At 61.1% G+C, this 18535-nt stretch carries 16 protein-coding genes; 15 read left to right on the forward strand and 1 reads right to left on the reverse strand.

Going from position 1 to position 18535, the window contains the following annotated elements:
• Positions 1–19: 19 nt before the first annotated feature.
• From HMPREF3148_RS01370 to HMPREF3148_RS01430, 13 genes are all read left to right on the forward strand, one after another.
• Entirely contained in the window at positions 20–1279 is a 1260-nt protein-coding gene (locus HMPREF3148_RS01370; protein WP_070508577.1) for a M18 family aminopeptidase, read from the forward strand.
• A gap of 37 nt (positions 1280–1316) precedes the next feature.
• Positions 1317–2153 carry a tRNA (adenine-N1)-methyltransferase gene (locus tag HMPREF3148_RS01375; RefSeq protein ID WP_070508578.1) on the forward strand — a complete coding sequence of 279 codons (837 nt, stop codon included), beginning with the start codon at positions 1317–1319 and terminating at the stop codon, positions 2151–2153.
• A 102-nt stretch (positions 2154–2255) separates the two neighbouring features.
• Positions 2256–3815, forward strand: a complete 1560-nt coding sequence (arc, locus tag HMPREF3148_RS01380) for a proteasome ATPase (protein WP_070508579.1) — start codon at positions 2256–2258, stop codon at positions 3813–3815.
• On the forward strand, positions 3800–5326 hold the full coding sequence (gene dop, locus HMPREF3148_RS01385) for a depupylase/deamidase Dop (protein ID WP_070508580.1): 1527 nt from the start codon (positions 3800–3802) through the stop codon (positions 5324–5326). The genes arc and dop overlap by 16 nt, the downstream gene beginning before the upstream one ends.
• An 18-nt stretch (positions 5327–5344) precedes the next feature.
• Positions 5345–5536: a ubiquitin-like protein Pup gene (locus tag HMPREF3148_RS01390; RefSeq protein WP_005531508.1), complete on the forward strand. Its 192-nt coding sequence runs from the start codon at positions 5345–5347 to the stop codon at positions 5534–5536.
• Positions 5537–5580: 44 nt separating this feature from the next.
• The gene (pafA, locus tag HMPREF3148_RS01395; protein ID WP_050765453.1) at positions 5581–6957 is read left to right on the forward strand and encodes a Pup--protein ligase; all 1377 of its coding nucleotides are present in this window, start codon (positions 5581–5583) and stop codon (positions 6955–6957) included.
• A 110-nt stretch (positions 6958–7067) separates the two neighbouring features.
• Positions 7068–8048, forward strand: coding sequence for a helix-turn-helix transcriptional regulator (locus HMPREF3148_RS01400; RefSeq protein WP_070508581.1), 981 nt, complete (start codon positions 7068–7070; stop codon positions 8046–8048).
• 2 nt (positions 8049–8050) lie between these two features.
• Positions 8051–9007 (forward strand): helix-turn-helix transcriptional regulator, encoded by a 957-nt coding sequence (locus tag HMPREF3148_RS01405; protein ID WP_049151696.1) that lies wholly within the window; start codon positions 8051–8053, stop codon positions 9005–9007.
• A gap of 59 nt (positions 9008–9066) precedes the next feature.
• Positions 9067–9330: a Sec-independent protein translocase subunit TatA gene (gene tatA, locus HMPREF3148_RS01410; RefSeq protein WP_005531500.1), complete on the forward strand. Its 264-nt coding sequence runs from the start codon at positions 9067–9069 to the stop codon at positions 9328–9330.
• Between the two features lie 87 nt (positions 9331–9417).
• Complete coding sequence (gene tatC / locus HMPREF3148_RS01415; RefSeq protein ID WP_005531498.1) at positions 9418–10494, forward strand: twin-arginine translocase subunit TatC; 1077 nt, start codon at positions 9418–9420, stop codon at positions 10492–10494.
• Between the two features lie 21 nt (positions 10495–10515).
• Entirely contained in the window at positions 10516–13344 is a 2829-nt protein-coding gene (locus HMPREF3148_RS01420; protein ID WP_049151695.1) for a DEAD/DEAH box helicase, read from the forward strand.
• A gap of 56 nt (positions 13345–13400) precedes the next feature.
• Entirely contained in the window at positions 13401–14564 is a 1164-nt protein-coding gene (locus HMPREF3148_RS01425) for a M24 family metallopeptidase (RefSeq protein ID WP_034657504.1), read from the forward strand.
• Positions 14565–15326, forward strand: coding sequence for an SDR family oxidoreductase (locus HMPREF3148_RS01430; RefSeq protein WP_049063579.1), 762 nt, complete (start codon positions 14565–14567; stop codon positions 15324–15326).
• Between the two features lie 14 nt (positions 15327–15340).
• On the opposite strand, the gene HMPREF3148_RS01435 is transcribed toward HMPREF3148_RS01430, so the two are convergent.
• Positions 15341–16219 carry a hypothetical protein gene (locus HMPREF3148_RS01435; RefSeq protein WP_065420394.1) on the reverse strand — a complete coding sequence of 293 codons (879 nt, stop codon included), beginning with the start codon at positions 16217–16219 and terminating at the stop codon, positions 15341–15343.
• Between the two features lie 109 nt (positions 16220–16328).
• Here HMPREF3148_RS01435 and HMPREF3148_RS01440 point away from each other — a divergent pair, with 109 nt between their 5' ends.
• Both HMPREF3148_RS01440 and lnt read left to right on the forward strand, forming a co-directional pair.
• Positions 16329–16949: an FxsA family protein gene (locus HMPREF3148_RS01440; protein ID WP_034657502.1), complete on the forward strand. Its 621-nt coding sequence runs from the start codon at positions 16329–16331 to the stop codon at positions 16947–16949.
• Positions 16949–18535, forward strand: a complete 1587-nt coding sequence (lnt, locus tag HMPREF3148_RS01445) for an apolipoprotein N-acyltransferase (protein WP_049063583.1) — start codon at positions 16949–16951, stop codon at positions 18533–18535. The genes HMPREF3148_RS01440 and lnt overlap by 1 nt, the downstream gene beginning before the upstream one ends.

Consider the following 18535-nt stretch of genomic DNA (forward strand, 5'->3'; position numbering starts at 1 on the left):
TCATGGCAAAGTAGGGGGTATGAGTATTTCGGATGAGTTCCTCGATTTTATTGCTGCAAGCCCTTCTTCCTATCACGCAGCGCACGAAGTAGCGCGCCAATTGGAGGAGGAAGGCTTCGTCCGTCAAGATGAATCCGCCGAGTGGTCAGCGGCGCCTGGCGGACACGTCATGGTTCGCGGTGGCGCAGTAATGGCTTGGTATGTGCCCGAAGGTGCGGACAAGAACTCGGCCTTCCGCATCGTAGGCTCTCACACTGACTCACCAGGCTTGGTCCTAAAACCCACCCCGGACTTTGATTCCGCCGGCTGGCAGCAAGTCGCAGTGGAAATCTACGGCGGCGCGCTCCTGCATACGTGGTTCGACCGCGAGCTCACCGTTGCTGGCCAGGTAGTCACCAAGGATGGCGAGCACCACCTGGTCAACACCGGCCCAATCCTGCGTCTGCCTTCTTTGGCCATCCACCTCTACCGTCAAGACGAGTTCAAGCCGGACCGCCAGCACAACATGCAGCCAGTGCTTTCCGTTGGCACTCCTGATGCCTCCGTCTTGAGCGTCGTTGCGGAAAAGATCGGTGTGGAAAAAGACGAGATCTCGGCCTTTAATCTCATCACCGCTGACGCGCAGCGCGGTGCCGTCTTCGGCGTCGGTGAACCACTCATCGCAGCTGGCCGTATGGACAACCTGGCTTCGGTCCATGCTTCCTTAGTAGCCATGAAGAACGCGGCACAGAAGGGCGCGGTTGCGCATAACGACGTCCTCGTTATGGCCGCCTTCGACCACGAGGAGGAGGGCTCTTCCTCCCGCTTTGGTGCTGCTGGTCCAATCCTGGCGGACGTGCTGGGCCGTACCGGCCGCGCACTCGGCGCCAACGAAGAGGAGCGCTACCAGATGTTCGCACGCTCCTCCTGCGTATCTGCCGACGCCGCGCACTCCGTACACCCGAACTATGTAGGCAAGCACGATCCGACACACCATCCGATCATCGGCAAGGGTCCGGTCACCAAGATCAACGGTAATCAGCGCTATGCCTCCGACGCCACCACTGTTTCCTTGTGGGAACGCGCGTGTGAGCGAGCAGGAGTTCCTTTCCAACGCTTCGTGGGCAACAACGACGTCCCGTGTGGCTCCACCATCGGCCCCATCACCGCAACGCGGCTCGGCATCGACACTGTCGACGTCGGAGTGCCCATGCTCTCGATGCACTCGGCCCGCGAAATGGTCGGCGAACGCGACCAAGTATGGATGGGCGAGGCCATTGAGGCATACTTGGTAGGTTAACTAGACCCTCTCCACAGAAAGCATAGGAATCCCCACGATGCCTTACTCCGGACCATTTCACTATGGCGATCGCGTCCAGCTGACCGATGCTAAGCGCCGCCACTACACCGTGGTGCTCGAAGAGGGCGGGGAATTCCACTCGCACAAGGGCATCATCCGCCACGACGAGATCGCCGGAATGGACGAGGGCTCTGTCGTGCGCTCGACTTTGGGCAGCGATTTCCTGCTCTTCCGCCACCTCATGGTGGACCACGTGCTGTCGATGCCGCGCGGCGCCGCCGTCATTTACCCCAAGGACTCTGCTCAGATCCTGGTGGAGGGCGACATCTTCATGGGCGCCCGCGTCCTGGAGGCAGGCGCGGGTTCTGGCGCGCTTTCGATGACTCTGCTGCGTGCTGTGGGCCCAGAGGGCCACGTCTTCTCCTACGAGGTTCGCGACGATCATCTCGAGTACGCGGTGGACAACGTCAAGGAATACTTCGGTAATCAGCCGGAGTGGTGGTCGCCGCGCTTGGGTGACTTGGCCGATGTCACCGTCGACGAGTTGGGCGGCCCAGTTGACCGCGTCATCCTCGATATGCTCGAGCCATGGGAGCACCTCGAGAAGGTGCGCGACATCCTGATTCCTGGCGGCGTGTTCATGACCTACGTGGCCACCGTCCCACAGCTGATGAAGGTCATGGAGGGCATCCGCGAGCTGCAGTGCTTCACCGAGCCTAAGGCTTGGGAGTCCCTCGTGCGCGAGTGGAAGGTCGAGGGCTTGGCTACCCGCCCAGAACACCGCATGAACGCACACACCGCATTCCTCATCTGGACGCGCCGCCTTGCCGACGGCGTAACCCCGCCGCGCCCGCAGCGCCGCGCTCGCAAGTAACGCCGCCCAAGCCCTGCGCGCCAAACACAGCACACCAGGGTGCACCCTCACGAATGAGGGGTACCTAACCTTGCGGAGAGCCGTACGCGCTAGTGTGTAGCTATGAACGACGCAAGTCACACCGCCGACCTCAAACGGCAGATTGATCAGCTCGCCGAGCGCAACACCAAGCTCGCATCCTTGTTGCAGGACTCTCGCAACAAGCTGCAGCAGATGCTCGCTGAAGTCAACGCCCTTTCCGAGCCTGCTTCGACCTATGGCGTCTTCCTCGGATACTCAGGCCGCGAGCACGACTCCCGCCGTGATGCCGAGGTCTATACCAACGGCAGGCCCATGCGCCTGAAGATCTCGCCCAACTTGGAGCCGGGCAGCCTCAGCGTGGGCCAGCAGGTGCGGCTTGGCGACGGCTTCGTGGTCGTCGAAGGCTGCGGGCATCCAGATACCGGCAACCTTGCCACCGTGCAGGAAAAAGTCGATGACTCTCGCGCCATCGTGGCTAATTCCTCTGGTGAGGAACAGGTCGTTCTGCTCGCCACCCGTCTCCGCGAGGGCGTACGCGCTGGCGACACCATCCTCATCGACTCCAAGTCCGGCGTCGCACTAGAGAAGATCGAAAAGACCGAGGTTGCGCAGCTCTCGCTGGAGGAAGTTCCTGACGTCACCTACGAGGACATCGGCGGCCTCGACGCGCAGATCTCCCAAATCCGCGACTCCGTGGAGCTACCCTTCCTGCATCCGGATCTCTACCGCCAGTATGACCTCGAGCCGCCCAAAGGCGTGCTCCTATACGGCCCTCCCGGCTGTGGCAAGACCCTGATCGCCAAGGCAGTGGCCAATTCTCTTGCCAATAAGATGGGCAGCGCCGGCCCGAGTTACTTCCTCAACGTCAAGGGCCCAGAGCTGCTCAACAAGTATGTCGGCGAGACCGAGCGCCGCATTCGCCTCATCTTCGAGCGCGCCCGCGAGCTGGCGGCTCTCGACGCCGCGCGTCCTGTCATCGTCTTTTTCGACGAGATGGAGTCCATCTTCCGCACGCGTGGCTCCGGCGTGTCCTCCGATATGGAGACCACCGTGGTCCCACAGCTGTTGACGGAGCTCGACGGCGTCGAGAAGCTGGGCAACGTCATCGTCATCGGTGCCACCAACCGCGAGGAACTCATTGACCCCGCGATTATGCGCCCGGGCCGCCTCGACATCAAGATTCGTGTGAACCGCCCCAACAAGCAGGGCGCACGCGATATCTTCTCCCGCCACTTGGGGGAAAAGGTCCCGCACCAGGGCGATGTCGATGCTCTTATCGACGCCGCGGTAGAGGATCTGTATTCGGAGCGCCCATTCGTGCGCTTGCACTACTTGAACGATGAGCCGCGCATTCTCTACTACCGCGACTTCGTGTCCGGCGCGATGATCGCAAACATCATCGCCCGCGCGAAGAAGCTGGCCATCAAGGAGGCTCTGGCCGGGGATGCCCGCGCAGCCCAAGGCATCACCGAGAATCACTTGCGCCAAGCGATCGCCGCGGAGCAAGCGGAGTCCGAGTATGTCCCAACCTCCGCAAGCCCGGAGGAGTGGACAAAGATTGTCGCGGGAACCGAGGCTGGCGCCGAGGGCACCCGCGTTGAGTTGATGGGTTTTAGGAGCACCTCATGGCACGCGTCTTAGGAACTGAAACTGAATACGGCATCTCCACGCCAACTAACCCGGAGATGTCACCTATTGTCACCTCGACTCACGCGGTCGTCGCTTATGCAGCGCTGCATACAGGGGCCCGCTCGCGCTGGGATTTCCGGGAGGAACACCCGCTGCGAGATTCCCGGGGCTTCGACCTCAAGCGCTACCAGACGGTACCCATCGTGGACCCCAACGCCATTGGTGTTGCCAACGTGGTCACCGCCAACGGCGCGCGCTTCTACGTCGATCACGCGCACCCCGAGTATTCCTCGCCAGAGTGCACCAATGCTTGGGACGCCATGCTTTACGACGCTGCCGGTGACCTCATCCTGCGCCGCGCCGCCGCGTCCGTCGCGGAACTCACAGAGCAGGGCACTTCGGTGCTCGTCAACCATGATCCGTGCCCGCCGCTGAAGTTCTACAAGAACAACGTGGACGGCAAGGGCGCGTCCTATGGTTCCCACGAGAACTACCAGTATCGCCGCAGCACCGACTTTGGCGACATCGCTGCGGGACTCATTCCCTTCTTTGTCGCCCGCCAGGTAGTCATTGGTGCAGGACGCGTGGGCAGGGGACAAGACGGCGAGGAGGCCGGCTTCCAAATTTCCCAACGTGCCGACTACATCGAGCAGGAGATCTCGCTAGAGACCACGCTCAACCGCGGCATCATCAACACTCGTGACGAGCCGCATGCCGTGGCAGAGGACTTCGGGCGCCTGCACGTCATCATCGGCGACGCGAACATGTCGCAGACCTCAAACTTCTTGAAGCTGGGCATGACCTCCTTGGTCCTCGATGCCATCGAAGCCGGCGTTGACTTTAGCGATCTGCAGCTGCGCGACGCCGTGGCCGAGGTATCTAAGGTCAGCCACGACCTCACCTTGACCCACAAGCTGCAGCTCAAAGACGGCCGCGAACTCACAGCACTCGAGATTCTCGCGGTCTACCGCGAGCGCGTCGCTGCGGTGACGGACGTCGACAAGCGCGTGCTCGAAGCCTGGGACGAGGTGACAGGCCTGCTGTCTGCCGCCCCAATGTCGGCAGCGCATCTCTTGGACTGGGTGGCCAAGTACCAGCTCATCAAGGGCTATATGGACCGCGGCGTGGATCCTGCGAACCCGAAGCTCGCGCTCATCGATCTTCAGTACACTGACATCGACCCAGCGAAGTCGCTATACCACGCGCTCGTGCGCAAGGGTCGCATGCGCACGCTCGTTAGCGATGAGGACATCGCCCGCGCTGCGGATAATCCGCCTCGCGACACCCGCGCCTTCTTCCGCGGCAGCATCACGCAGAAGTACAGCGAGGATCTGCTGGCGGCCAGCTGGCAGACACTGTCTTTCCGCACCCCGACGGGCACGGCAACCGTAGCGCTGGACGATACGCGCGGGCTTGGCGCTGACGACGTCGAGAAGCTCATTGCGGACTCCGCAGACTCCCAGGAGCTATTGGCCAAGCTCGGCCACATGGGCGTAAACGTCGAGTACTCTAAACATGGTTAAGAAAGGAAAAGTAGAGCTATGAGTGGAAACCAATCCCAGGTCAACGCTGGCAACGGCGGAAACGACGGCGACGCATCTGAGGACTTGGCCGCAGGCCAGGTTAGCATCAACAGCGCCGGCACCGAGGATCTCCTTGACGAGATCGACGGACTGCTGGAGAACAACGCCGAGGAATTCGTGCGCGCTTACGTACAAAAGGGCGGCGAATAATCGTGGGGGAACTCGCCACAGGTCCGGTCTATGCCCGCCGCATTATGGGAATTGAGACCGAATACGGAATCACCTCGAGTGCCAGCGGCGATCAACGGAGAATGACTCCGGACGAGATCGCCCGCATCCTTTTCCGTCCCGTGGTGGACGAGTACTCCTCCTCGAATATCTTTCATCCCAACGCCTCACGCTTGTACCTCGATGTAGGTTCCCACCCGGAGGTGGCCACCGCGGAGTGCGATAGCCTCACCCAGCTCATCAACTATGAGCGCGCTGGCGACCGCGTGGTTGATGACTTAGCACGCCGCGCTGAGGAAGCTCTCGCGGCGGAACAACAGCCCCGCGCGGTGTACCTGTTCAAGAACAACGTTGACTCGGTCGGCAATTCCTATGGTTGCCACGAGAACTACCTCATCAGCCGGCACGTGGTGCTCAAGGATTTGGGCGTAGCCCTGCTTCCATTCATGATTACCCGCCAGCTGATCTGCGGTGCGGGAAAGGTTCAGCCCGCGCGAGGCGAGGAATCAGCGCACTTCCTGCTTTCGCAGCGCGCCGACCAGGTGTGGGAAGGCGTTTCTTCCGCGACCACTCGTTCGCGCCCCATCATCAACACCCGCGACGAGCCGCACGGTGACTCAAAGCGCTTTCGCCGCATGCACGTCATCGTGGGCGATTCCAACATGTCCGAGCCGACGTTGGCGCTCAAGGTCGGCTCTGCGTTGTTGATGCTGGAGATGCTCGAGGCCGGATTCGACGTTCCGCGCTTCGAGGTTGTTGATCCGATTCACCACATTCGCGAGATTGCCAGGGATACGACGGGGCGAACGCCGCTGCCATTGGCTGATGGTTCCACGATCACTGCGTTGGAGGTGCAGCAGGCGCTATGCGACGCCGCCCGCCGCTGGCTTAACGAGCGCGAAGACGCAGGCACCCCGTCGGCTGAGATGGCGCGCGTGGTCGACTTGTGGGAGCGCACATTGCATGCCATTGAGACCCAGGACTTCTCGGGCGTTGACCGCGAGATCGATTGGGTTATTAAGCGCGGACTGCTAGACCGTTACCGCGACCGCCTGGGCGGGGAGTGGGGCCACCCGAAGCTGGCACAGATTGACCTGACCTATCACGACATCCGGCCGGACCGCGGTTTGTTCAGCATCTTGGAAAGCCGCGGAATGGTGGAGCGTTGGACCACTGACGAAGCAATTGCTAAGTGCATCAACACCCCGCCGCAGACCACGCGCGCCAAGTTGCGCGGGCAGTTCCTGGCGGAGGCGCGCAGGCTGGGATCTAATGTCACTGTGGACTGGACACGCTTGAAGGTCAACCGCCCTGAGCCCATGACGGAGGAGTTTTCTGACCCGTTCGTTTCAGAGGATCCCCGCCTGCAAGCGTTGTTAGACTACATGGAGCATAACGCCTAGTTCCCGTGCCTGCCTAGATCCCGTGCGTATGGTTGGCGCGGTGCAGGTATGCGCGCTGTATTCTTAAATAAACCTGTTTGCATATAACCGATGTGAAGGAGCATGCCCGCATGGCTGAAGGGAATCCGGCAAAGCGCGACGAGGCCGTCGAGCGGCTGACCAACCTTTCCTTTGCCTTGCAAGGCGCGGCACATGGTGGCGGCAGCCCGGACCGCAGCGCGGCTTGGATCCGCAAGAATGTCGAGGGTTATCAGAATCGCAGCGATGAGGCCTTCTTGAAGCAGCTCTCGCGCGACGTCGTCACGCTGCAACGCGCGGGTGTCCCAGTGGTCCACTCCAGTGGCGAGAATGGATCGATGTACCGCCTCAACCAGGACGAGTACCAGCTGCCGCCCGTTGACTTCACTCCTGAGGAGGCCATGGTCTTGGGCGTGGCTGGCGGAATTGGCAAGCCAGGCGGCTTGAGTGACTTCACGCTGTCGGCGTGGACGAAGATCGCAGCCTCTGGTGCATCCCGCGACCTGAGCGGCGCACCCGTCTACGTTGCGGTCAACGACATCACCCGCATCAGCCCGGAGCTGACCACCGCAGTCATCACGGCGGTGCGCGCGCATCTCCGCATTACTTTTGATTACTACGCCACGCCCTCCTCGCCGGCAGTGCGGCGCACGATGGACCCGTGGGGACTAGTCAACCACAACAGCCGCGTGTACTTGGTTGGCTGGGACGTTGACCGTGAGGCGCCCCGCGTGTTCCGTGCAACGCGCATCGATAACGTCAAAAGGTCGCGCCAGGACGCCACGCACCTTACTGTGCCTGGCCCGCTGCAAGACCTCGTTGTTGAGGCTCTCCAACGCGGCGAGACCGTGGACGCGCTCGTTTCAATCCCGCAGGGCAGCGCGCTCGAGCTCGCTGCTGCTGGCACCCAGCGGGAAGATGGGCTCTATGCCATGAATGGAGTGGAAAAGGACTGGCTTGTTCGCACTGCTGCTAGCTATGCACCAGGCGTTGAGGTCCTCGAGCCCGCCGCGGTTCGCGCCGCCATCATCGAGCTGCTTACCGCAGAACGCCCGCAGGAAGGGGAGAAGTAGACATGGCTGATGGTTCCCAAAAGCTCCAAGCGCTGGTGCGCTCACTTAATCTGATTCCCTATTTCCGCAACCACCCTGGGCAAAGCCCAATGGAGGCCGCCACGGACCTGGGGATGACACCAGCGGAGCTCAAGGACGCGGTGGATCGCCTCTTTTGTTCAGGCGTTGGGCGTAATACAGAGGACCTCATCGATCTTTCCTTTGATTACCGCGACGGTATCCAGATCTACAACGATCAGGGCTTGACCCAGGCACTGCGTCTCACGCCTACGGAGGCGGGCGCGTTGCTGCTGACCCTCGAGTCCTTGGAAGCCATGCCGGGTCTAATCGACACTGCCGCTGTGCGGTCCGCCGCTGCAAAGCTGCGCGACATCATGGACAAAAAGACCGCAGCCATCTACGACTCGCTGGCGCACATCGACCCCACTGAGTCCGAGGTGCAGGCCGCGCTTGCGGGCGCCGTCGACAAGCGTCAACGCGTGCGCTTCAAGTACTGGTCCGCATCAAGCAACCAAGAAAAGGAACGTACCGTCGATCCGGCGCGTATTTTCATCTTCGAATCGGAGCCCTACCTCGTTGCCTGGGACGAGTCTGTAGGCGCACACCGCACCTTCCGCCTTGACCGCATGCGTCAAGTAAAAGTGCTGGAAGAAAAGGTTAATCCGCGCGTTCGTCAGCTCGACTTTGACCCTGCCCAGCCTTTCGAAATGCGACACGCCAAGACTGCGCAACTAGAGATTCAACCAGAATTCACTTGGCTTGCTGAGCAGCACGATATGACTTTGGGTAAGACCCTAGAAAATGGTCGTGTAGCTGCAACGATGCCAATTGGTGGTGAGGACTGGTTTATTCGTTTCGCACTCAGCCAAGCAGATAGAGTGCGAGTTGTGGGCCCTGAAACGCTTGTTCAAGCAATTGCAGATCGGCGAATCGCGGCCCTTAAGCGTTATACTCAATAGCCGAAAGTTAACTCAATAGACCAGCTCCACATGAGCCTGTCGAACAGAAAGAGGCACCCATGCCAATCGGTCCTAGGGAATTACTTATTATCCTTCTCGTCGTCGTCCTGCTTTTCGGCGCCAAGAAGCTGCCTGAGCTGGCTCGCTCTATGGGCCGTTCGATGCGCATTTTCAAGTCTGAGGTCAACGAAATGAAGGCTGAGAATGAACAGCAAGGCCAGCTCGCAAAGCCTGCGAATCAGACTGATGAAGAGTTCTGGAACAGCCCGGAAATGCAGCCTCGCCAGACCCAGCCGCGTTCTGAAGGCAACCCAAACTCATAGATGTGGTGAGCGCTTCTGACACGCAATAGCCGTGTCGGAGGCGCTTTATTCGTTCCAGATTTTTCTTTTCACGGAAGGTCGATGTCAATGTCTGCACAGGGAAGTGTTGCTGGCCAACAAAGGCCAGCGCGTAAGCGACCCCTGCTCAAGAGGTTCGGCAAGCGTAAGTCCAATCCCATGGGCGAGATGACGCTGGTTGAGCACCTTCAGGAGTTGCGCAAGCGCATCGTCATTTCACTCGTCGTGCTCGCCATCGGCGCCGTCATCGGATTCATCTGGTACGAACAAGCTCCCTTGGGGCTGCGCCCGCTAGGCGAGATCCTGCGTGGCCCATATTGTGAACTTCCTGCTGAGCGCCGCGCCTCCTTCAGCGCTGACGGGGAGTGCCGCCTCTTGGCCACCAGCCCGTTTGAAATGCTGACTTTGCGCTTGAAAGTGGGCACACTCGCTGGCACTGTGCTGGCCTCACCGGTTTGGCTGTACCAAATCTGGGCGTTCATCGTGCCTGGCCTGCACAAGAATGAGAAGAAGTACACCTTCATCTTCGTTACCACCGCCGTCATTCTCTTCGTTGGCGGCGCCGTACTGGCCTACTACATTCTCTCCGTCGGCCTTGAGTTCCTCATGAGCATGGGCGAGGAGTTCCAAACGGCCGCTCTGACTGGTGAGCGCTACTATTACTACCTTCTCGCGATGCTCCTCATCTTCGGCGTGAGCTTTGAGATCCCGCTGCTGGTAGTCATGCTCAACATCATCGGCATCTTGGAATACCGAGTGATCAGGAACAAGCGCCGCATCATCTTTGTGGTCATCCTCATCTTCGCGGCGGTGGTTACTCCGGGCCAGGAAGTCTTCTCGATGATCGTCTTGGGCGTAGCGCTCGAGGTCCTCATCGAATCCGCGTTCCAGTTCTGCCGCATCAATGACAAACGGCGCAACCGCAACCGTCCGGATTGGTTGGATGTGGACGACGAGTCTGCTTCGGCGTTGGATGACGACACCACGGGTATCGGGCTGCCTACGCCGGTTGAAGCCGCACAACCTGTTTCTTCCTCGCACCTGGCACCCCGCACTCATGGCGCGCCGCCAACCGCACCTTCCGCAGCGCCTAACTCGGCGCCAAGTACGCCGCCTAACGCGGGCTTCTTCGACGACGTCCTGTAGCAGCGGGTAACCTGAGGACTTATGACTTCCACACACCTGGATACCTTCCGCGATAGACTGTCCCACCCGCTGGATGATTTCCAGGTTAAGGGATGCCGAGCCGTTGAAGAAGGACACGGTGTTCTCGTCTGCGCGCCCACCGGCGCGGGCAAGACCATTGTGGGCGAGTTCGCTGTGTCCCTGGCGCTAAGCCGCGGAACCCGTTGCTTCTACACCACGCCCATCAAGGCGCTGAGCAACCAGAAGTACCACGATCTTGTCGCCGCACACGGCGCGGACGCCGTCGGCCTGCTCACGGGCGATGTCTCCATCAACTCCCGGGCAGAAATCCTCGTCATGACCACTGAGGTTCTGCGCAACATGATTTACGCAGAGTCCGGGGCGTTGGACCGCCTAAGCCACGTGGTCATGGATGAAGTCCACTTCCTCGCCGATGCCTCTCGCGGCGCAGTGTGGGAAGAGGTCATCCTGAATCTCGACGAGAGTGTCTCCATCATCGGCCTGTCCGCCACAGTGTCCAACTCGGAGGAGTTCGGCGAGTGGCTTTCCGCCGTGCGCGGCGACACCACGGTTATTGTCTCTGATCATCGCCCGGTGCCTTTGGACCAGTGGATGATGATTGGCCGCAAGATCTACCCGCTGTTTGAGCCCGAGTCCGGCGGCCAAGTCAATGCCGAGTTGGCACGGCGCATCCGTCGTCTTGAGGCGGGCGATAGCGACGACGGGCGCAACGACGCCCATTCGGGCCAGGGCTTCCGCGCCCGTGCCCGCCACAAGGGCGGTGACCGCGATGCACGTAACTCCCGCGGTGGGCGGGGTGGCCGCGGCCGTTCCGGCGCCTCCCGCCCGCAGGACCGCTACCGTCCGCTGGGCCGCCCTGAGACTCTCCAGGTGCTGCAGGGCATGGACATGCTCCCTGCCATCACGTTCATCTTCTCCCGCGCGGGTTGCGATGGCGCGCTCCACCAGTGTCTGCGCAGCCGCATGGTGCTCACCTCACAAGAAGAATCCGAGCGCATCAAGGCCATCATCGACGCAGGTGTCGAGGGCATTCCAGAAGAAGATCTTCAGGTCCTTGACTTCAAGCGTTGGCGCGAAGCATTGTCCCGCGGCTTTGCGGCCCACCACGCGGGAATGCTTCCTGCATTCCGGCACATCGTCGAAGACCTCTTCGTGCAAGGCTTAGTCCGCGCCGTATTCGCCACCGAGACTCTTGCCTTGGGCATCAACATGCCTGCTCGCACGGTCATCCTGGAAAAGCTGGTGAAGTTCAACGGCGAGGCGCACGTCGATCTCACCCCGGGCCAGTACACGCAGTTAACCGGCCGCGCGGGTCGTCGCGGCATCGACACCATCGGCAATGCCGTGGTGCAGTGGGCCCCAGCTATGGATCCGCATGCGGTCGCAGGTCTGGCCTCCACGCGTACCTACCCGCTGATTTCCACGTTTGCGCCCGGCTACAACATGGCTATCAACCTGCTGGGCATGCTGGGCTTCGAGGAGTCACTACGCCTGCTCGAGAAGTCCTTCGCGCAGTTCCAAGCTGATGGCTCGGTCGTCGAGGAGACCCGTGAGATCGAAAAGGCGGAGCACCGCGTGCGGGAGCTGCGCAATCAGCTTGACGACGCCATCGATGCACTCGCACCTCCATCACGCGATGGTGAAGACCCAGCAGAGGTCCTCATGGACTACATCCGCCTGCGTCGCAAGCTCACCGACGAGGAGAAGTCGGTGCGCGCCAACAACAATGCGCAGCGCAACCAAGAGGTCGCCGTGGTGCTCAGCCGTCTCCAGCTGGGCGACGTCATCGCCATCGCTGGAAAGAAGCATCCCATTCTTGCCGTCGTGGTCACTCCCGCGAATCAAACCGCGGACCCACGCCCATGGGTGACTACCGAAACTGGATGGTCCGGCCGCATCGATGTCTCCGGCATCAACAATCCGCCAATCGTCGTGGGCCGCATGAAGCTCCCGCGTCCGGTGCAGAAAAACCCGCGTCGCAACACCAAGTTCATACAAGATTCCTTCAAGCGCAACCGCTACGACCGCCCAAAGAAGATGCGCATGGCGCCGCGCAACCGCACCAACAAGAAGGTGGGCGAGCTACGCGACGCCATCCGCAACCATCCGGCCCACTCGTGGCCAGCAACCGACCGCGAGCAACTGGCGGGTATCGCGCAAAAATTGGCGCGGCGCGAAAGGGACCTCGAGAAGGTCAGCAAGAAGGTCGAGCGGGCTACCGATACCTTGGGCAAGACCTTCGGACGTATCGTCGACTTGCTCTCTGAAATGGATTACGTCGAGTTCGAAGGCTTTGGCGAAGACCGCCGCCCAGTCATCACCGATGAAGGCGAGCGCCTTTCCCAGATCCACAGCGAGTCAGACTTGCTCGTAGCGCAGTGCTTGAAGCGTGGCATCTGGAATGAGCTAGACCCAGCGGAGCTAGCCGGTGTGGCATCCCTGTGCCTCTTTGAAAACCGCAAGGAAACCCGTGGCGAGCTGGAAGCGGCCACGGATGCCATGGCCGATGCCATGGAAGCTACGTATCGCATCTACACCGAGCTCATTGCCGACGAGGCCCGCCATAACCTCCCACGCACCCGTGAACCGGAAGCCGGCTTCGCACTCGCCATCCATCAGTGGGCCGCCGGAGCCCCGCTGGGATACTGCATGGCTGCCGCGAACGAAGCTGGTGCGGAACTTACCCCCGGCGACTTCGTGCGCTGGTGCCGCCAGGTGGTGGACATGCTGCAGCAGATCGCCAAGACCGGCTACGAGGAAGACATCCGCCGCAATGCCCGGCGCGCCATCGATGCAATTCAGCGCGGCGTCGTGGCCATCGGCGCTTAAGCACACCGCGTCCCCTGAAATGAAAGGGCGCGGGGTGCGCGGGTAGGCTCATGCACATGTCTGATTCGAACAGTACTTTTCCAGTGTCTGTATACGCCGACCGCTTGCAGCGGGCTCAAGAGGTATCCGCTGAAAAGGGGATTGACCTGCTTATTTTGGGTACCGGTGCCGACTTTGCTTATCTCACTGGTTCCTGGGTCTCCTCCCACGAGCGCTTAACCGCTTTGGTGCTTGGCCCCACGGGCAAGCCTTTCATCGTTGCCCCGTCTACGGACATCGAAACGCTTAGCTCCTCGCCTGTGGCGCAGCTCGGTTTGGAGTTGCGCGGCTGGAGCGATGGCGAGAACCCTTATGAGCTCGCCTGCGAGCCTCTGCGCGCCACGACATCTTCCAGTACCCCCACGGTGGCGCTTGGTGCATCGCTGACCGCTGACCACGTCTTGCGCATCCAGGGCCTGCTTGCTGAGTCCGCCCAGTCTGGTGCACAGCCTCAGTACGTGCTGGCCACCTACTCCTTGGCCGAGTTGTTTACCCGCAAGGACGCCGCCGAGCTGGAGGAGCTGACCAAGGCGGGCGCGGCTATCGACGCCGTCCACGCTGCTGTTCCTGGTCTGCTCAAGGCAGGACGCACCGAGGCTGACGTCGCAGCGGACCTGCGCGACCTGATCCTCCGCCAACACGTGGAGGTCGACTTCATCATCGTCGGTTCTGGCCCCAACGGTGCCAACCCGCACTACGACTACGGTGACCGCGTGCTGAGCAAAGGCGATCCAGTGGTCGTTGACATCGGAGGCACCCTGCCTTCGGGTTATCACTCCGACACCACCCGTACTTACGTTGTGGGCGGAGATCTGAGCGCAGCGCCTCAGGACTTCCAGGACGCTTACGCAGTACTGGAGCGCGCCCAGGCAGCTGGCCGCGCAGCAGCCAAGCCCGGCGCGACTGCACAGGAAGTCGACCGCGCTACCCGTGAGGTCATCGAGGAAGCTGGCTACGGCGAGTACTTTACGCACCGCACCGGACACGGCATTGGCCTGTCTACCCACGAGGAGCCCTTCATTATGGCTGGCAACGAGTTGGTCCTTGAGGAGGGCATGGCCTTTTCCATCGAGCCGGGCATCTACGTGCCAGGCAAGTGGGGCATGCGTCTTGAGGACATCGTGTACACCACCGCGGATGGATACGAATCCGTCAACCAGGCCCCCCGCGAGGTCCGCTAGATGGCAGGTGTGTTAATCCTCGGCGGGCGCAGTGACATCGGTGGCGAGATTGCGCAGCGTCTTGCTCCGGGAAACGAAATTGTCCTTGCAGCACGCGGCACCCACGGCATGGACGAGCGCATTAAGAAGCTCCGTGCCGCGGGCGCAACTGCAGTCCATACTCTCGACTTCGACGCCACCGCCGTCGAGCAGCACCGTGCCATATTTCGTGCGGCACGTGAGCTGTGCGAGCACAGCGACGGAATCACCACCGCCGTAGTGGCTTTCGGCATCCTTGGTGACCAAGACCGTGCTGAGCACGATGAGGCCCATGCTTTCGATATCGCCTTGGTGGACTATGGCGCCCAGGTATCGATGCTGACGGTACTTGCTGATGAGATGACCCGCGGCCACATCATCGCCTTCTCGTCCATCGCTGGGTGGCGTGCCCGGCGCGCCAACTACGTATATGGCTCCACCAAGGCTGGTCTCGATGCTTTCTGCCAAGGACTTGCCGATCGCCTGCACGGCAGCCCGCTCGCACTCATTACCGCGCGCCCGGGCTTTGTCATCGGTTCCATGACCACCGGAATGAAGCCAGCACCGCTTTCGGTGACCCCAGACGCGGTTGCCGACGCCGTGGTTGATGCCATGTCTGGCAAGGGCGCGGGCACTGCTGACGCGCCGCGCAGCCGCACCCTCTGGATTCCGCGTCCCCTCCAGGCGTTGGCATGGGTCATGCGCGTGGTTCCGCGCCCCGTGTGGCGCCATATGCCGCGCTAGCTTGTTCTTACTTGTTACAGCAAAGGCGAATTCACGTCGAAGATAAACCCACGTGGTGCCAGCACGCGCAGGACCACTTCGGCGTCGCCTTCCGCGATGTCATGGAACACGAGCCCCTGCCACGGGGTGACCGTGATATCGACGTCGAGGCGTCCGATCAGGTCCGCGAACTCCGCTGGGATTACTCCCTTGTGCAGTCCTGCTCCTAGGTCAACGCGCCCTTCAGGGGTATGCTCAGCCAGCCAGCCGATGGGCTGGGCCGGCTTGTCCGAGGTCTCCGTTGCAGACAGCTTCAGCTCTTCCGTTCGGCCTGTATCCGCAGACGCTTCCTCCGGCGCCTTCGCCGCCGCTTCTTCAATCGCATTAACCAAGGCGGGCACGAGGTCCTCGATGGCCAGCACAGCGTCGGAAAGCACGCCCTGCGTAATCAGCTGAGCGCTGTCAGTGCCGCGTAAGAGCACGCCATAGTCGACGCCCTCCGCAACAATGTCGCCGCTTCCGTCATCGACGCCTAGGACAAGCTCAGAAGCCGCCTCCAGCCCCTCACAAACCGCCGCAATATCGCGGGCCAGTTCGCGCGCTGCTGCCGAGAGAGGGGAAGCCAAGACAGGCCGGCTTAGCGTGCTCAATGCAGGAGCGCTAACGCGAGCCACGAGCTGCGCTACGTCGTGGACACCGCGCAGCTCCAATGCTGCGTTCTGGGCGAGGTAGACATTGCCGTCGCCGAAATCCTGAGCCAGTCCTGCGATTTCAATCCAGTCTTCCGCCGTCGTCGCACCGGCTACCGGTTGGAAACGCGCGACGGTTCCATGGACGGCGTCGTCAAGCAGCAGCGGCGAACCTACGTGAGGCGTTTCAGTGATAACGTGGGGCGCTTCAGGGGTATCAGTCATGGCTGCGAGTCTAACCGTTGCGTTCACTGCCCCTAGATTCCGGTTGTAGAAAACACGTCAGCGGGTGTTGGCCACGGCATGTATGCCGCGGATGGGTAGGGTAGAGGCCATGCCATTCGTTCTGTTTATCGCCTATACCTTGCTTGAGACACTCGCCTTTTGGGCCGTGGCCAAGTGGATTGGAATCCTGTGGGCACTCGTGGCCTTGTTCGTGTCGATGTTCTTCGGCATGTCCCTCGCAGGTATTGAAATCCGCCGCATCATGAGCCGCCAGATTGTGCGCGGGCAAGACGGGATCTACTACATGGACGGAAACCAAGCTGGCAAGACCGCCGGCAACGTGGGCCTGACGCTGGCAGGCGGCCTGTTGCTATCGATGCCAGGGTTTGTCTCAACGCTCATCGGCGCGCTACTCATCTTTGCGCCAACGCGCTCCCTGGCGCGCACGATTCTCGCGGCTTCTATGGTGCGCAAGATTGAGCACATGGGCACCCGCATCTTTGAAGCTTCGCCCATGGCGCAGCACCATGATTCCTATGGAAGCTTCGGAAACGCTGCGGACTACGGTTCAGCAACCGGGTATCCAGGCGGTGCCCAGGGGAGCCGCCCAGAGCCGGAGGTCCTCGACGAGGAAGAGATCCGTCAGTGGACCGAGAACCTCGATCCTGATGACTTCACCGGTGGCTCGGCCGACGACTCCGGAAACGATGCGGGAGACTCCAAGAAGTAATGAAACAGTTTCTGTGCCGCCTAGCGCTTGCCGGCGTTTCAGGCGGCGTTACTTTTTGCACTGTTGAGCCACTGGGTTGGTGGCCCATGGGGATCCTCGGTATCGCGTTGCTCTTTGCCGCCTTGGTGCCGTGGAGAGCCTCAAGCGTGAGCCTGAAAGCTGGAGCCGCAATCGCCAGCCTTCACGCGTTTTTTCTCTATCTGCTCACCTTGCCGTGGATCGGGGAGTTGGTGGGTAATTTCCCCTACATTGCTTTGGCATTCTGGCTCTCCCTCTATGCCATCTTGCTAGGTATCGGCGGGGCTGCACTTGCCCGCATGAGGTCGGGTTTCCTCTTGTTCCCGTTCTTTTACGTAGCGGTCGAGATGTTGCGCTCGAGCGTTCCCTTCGGCGGCTTTTCCTGGGTCCGCCTTGCCTGGGGACAGATTGAAGGGCCGTTGGCTAATCTGGCGCCGTGGGGCGGGCCAGCGCTCATCACTTTCGCCACCGTCATGTGCGCGTGCGGATTGGTGGGTTTGGTACAGGCCCGCGGAAAACTCCGTGCGGCTGCGCTGGCGGCAGTGGTGCTTCCCTTGGTGGCAGGGCTCGCGGCGGGACTCGGTATCAACCGCCCGGACCATACTGTGGGCGAAGTCAAGGTAGCCGCGATTCAGGGCAACGTCCCGCGGATGGGCCTGGATTTTGCCGCCCAGCGCAGGGCCGTATTGGAAAACCACGTCCGAGTCACACAGGAAGCCGCCAATGCGGCCCAGGAAAACAAGGAAGACCCCATCGATCTGGTGATCTGGCCGGAGAATTCCTCCGACGTCAATCCTCTTAAGGATGCGCAGGCACGCATGCTTATCGACGCCGCCGTCGACGCCATCGACGCGCCCGTTCTGGTGGGTACGCTAACGAAGGACGCGGTGGGCTACCGCAACACCATGCAGGTTTTCGAGCCAGGTGGGGAAGTAGGAGAGCACCACTACAAGAAGTATTTGCAGCCCTTCGGCGAGACGATGCCTATGCGGAATTTCTTCCGCAAGTTCACGGACATGGTCGACCTAGCCAGCGATTTCAAGCCGGGCGACGGCCCCGGTGTGGTCACGATGAACGACGTTCTCGTCGGTGTGGCCACATGCTACGAGGTCTCTTTCGACCAGGCATTCCGCAGTTCGGTGAACAACGGTGCTCAAATTCTTTCGACGCCTACGAACAACGCCACCTTCGGTTACTCCGACATGACCTATCAGCAACTAGCCATGAGCCGCCTGCGCGCCTTGGAGACTGACCGCGCCGTGGTTATCGCCGCAACATCGGGAGTCTCGGCCATTGTCCATCCGGATGGCCGGGTGAGCCAACACAGCGAAATCTTTGAGCCGAAGTATCTCATTGAGACGCTGCCGCTGCGCAAGGGAGTGACCTTTGCCGTGAGGTATGGTTCGCTCCTGCAATGGCTCATGGTTATCATTGGAACAGTCAGCGCACTACTTGCTCTCCGTTCTGCACGCAGGACAGGCAATCTTGAAAAGCCAGGAGCCCGTGGCAAGCAACGTGCGCCTAAACAAAACTCTGCTACACCGGCAGCAAACAACGAGGAGCTTTAA

It is taken from the genome of Corynebacterium sp. HMSC05D08, assembly GCF_001807215.1.
Classification (GTDB): Bacteria; Actinomycetota; Actinomycetes; order Mycobacteriales; family Mycobacteriaceae; genus Corynebacterium; species Corynebacterium striatum.

Excerpts from the sequence above, each read along its gene's own strand:
- HMPREF3148_RS01400 (WP_070508581.1), top strand. The coding sequence starts at position 7,068 with ATGGCTGAAGGGAATCCGGCAAAGCGCGACGAGGCCGTCGAGCGGCTG.
- HMPREF3148_RS01440 (WP_034657502.1), top strand. The coding sequence starts at position 16,329 with ATGCCATTCGTTCTGTTTATCGCCTATACCTTGCTTGAGACACTCGCC.
- lnt (WP_049063583.1), top strand. The coding sequence starts at position 16,949 with ATGAAACAGTTTCTGTGCCGCCTAGCGCTTGCCGGCGTTTCAGGCGGC.
- dop (WP_070508580.1), top strand. The coding sequence starts at position 3,800 with ATGGCACGCGTCTTAGGAACTGAAACTGAATACGGCATCTCCACGCCA.
- HMPREF3148_RS01405 (WP_049151696.1), top strand. The coding sequence starts at position 8,051 with ATGGCTGATGGTTCCCAAAAGCTCCAAGCGCTGGTGCGCTCACTTAAT.
- tatC (WP_005531498.1), top strand. The coding sequence starts at position 9,418 with ATGTCTGCACAGGGAAGTGTTGCTGGCCAACAAAGGCCAGCGCGTAAG.
- HMPREF3148_RS01425 (WP_034657504.1), top strand. The coding sequence starts at position 13,401 with ATGTCTGATTCGAACAGTACTTTTCCAGTGTCTGTATACGCCGACCGC.
- arc (WP_070508579.1), top strand. The coding sequence starts at position 2,256 with ATGAACGACGCAAGTCACACCGCCGACCTCAAACGGCAGATTGATCAG.
- HMPREF3148_RS01435 (WP_065420394.1), bottom strand. The coding sequence starts at position 16,219 with ATGACTGATACCCCTGAAGCGCCCCACGTTATCACTGAAACGCCTCAC.
- HMPREF3148_RS01370 (WP_070508577.1), top strand. The coding sequence starts at position 20 with ATGAGTATTTCGGATGAGTTCCTCGATTTTATTGCTGCAAGCCCTTCT.
- tatA (WP_005531500.1), top strand. The coding sequence starts at position 9,067 with ATGCCAATCGGTCCTAGGGAATTACTTATTATCCTTCTCGTCGTCGTC.
- pafA (WP_050765453.1), top strand. The coding sequence starts at position 5,581 with ATGGGAATTGAGACCGAATACGGAATCACCTCGAGTGCCAGCGGCGAT.
- HMPREF3148_RS01375 (WP_070508578.1), top strand. The coding sequence starts at position 1,317 with ATGCCTTACTCCGGACCATTTCACTATGGCGATCGCGTCCAGCTGACC.
- HMPREF3148_RS01420 (WP_049151695.1), top strand. The coding sequence starts at position 10,516 with ATGACTTCCACACACCTGGATACCTTCCGCGATAGACTGTCCCACCCG.
- HMPREF3148_RS01390 (WP_005531508.1), top strand. The coding sequence starts at position 5,345 with ATGAGTGGAAACCAATCCCAGGTCAACGCTGGCAACGGCGGAAACGAC.
- HMPREF3148_RS01430 (WP_049063579.1), top strand. The coding sequence starts at position 14,565 with ATGGCAGGTGTGTTAATCCTCGGCGGGCGCAGTGACATCGGTGGCGAG.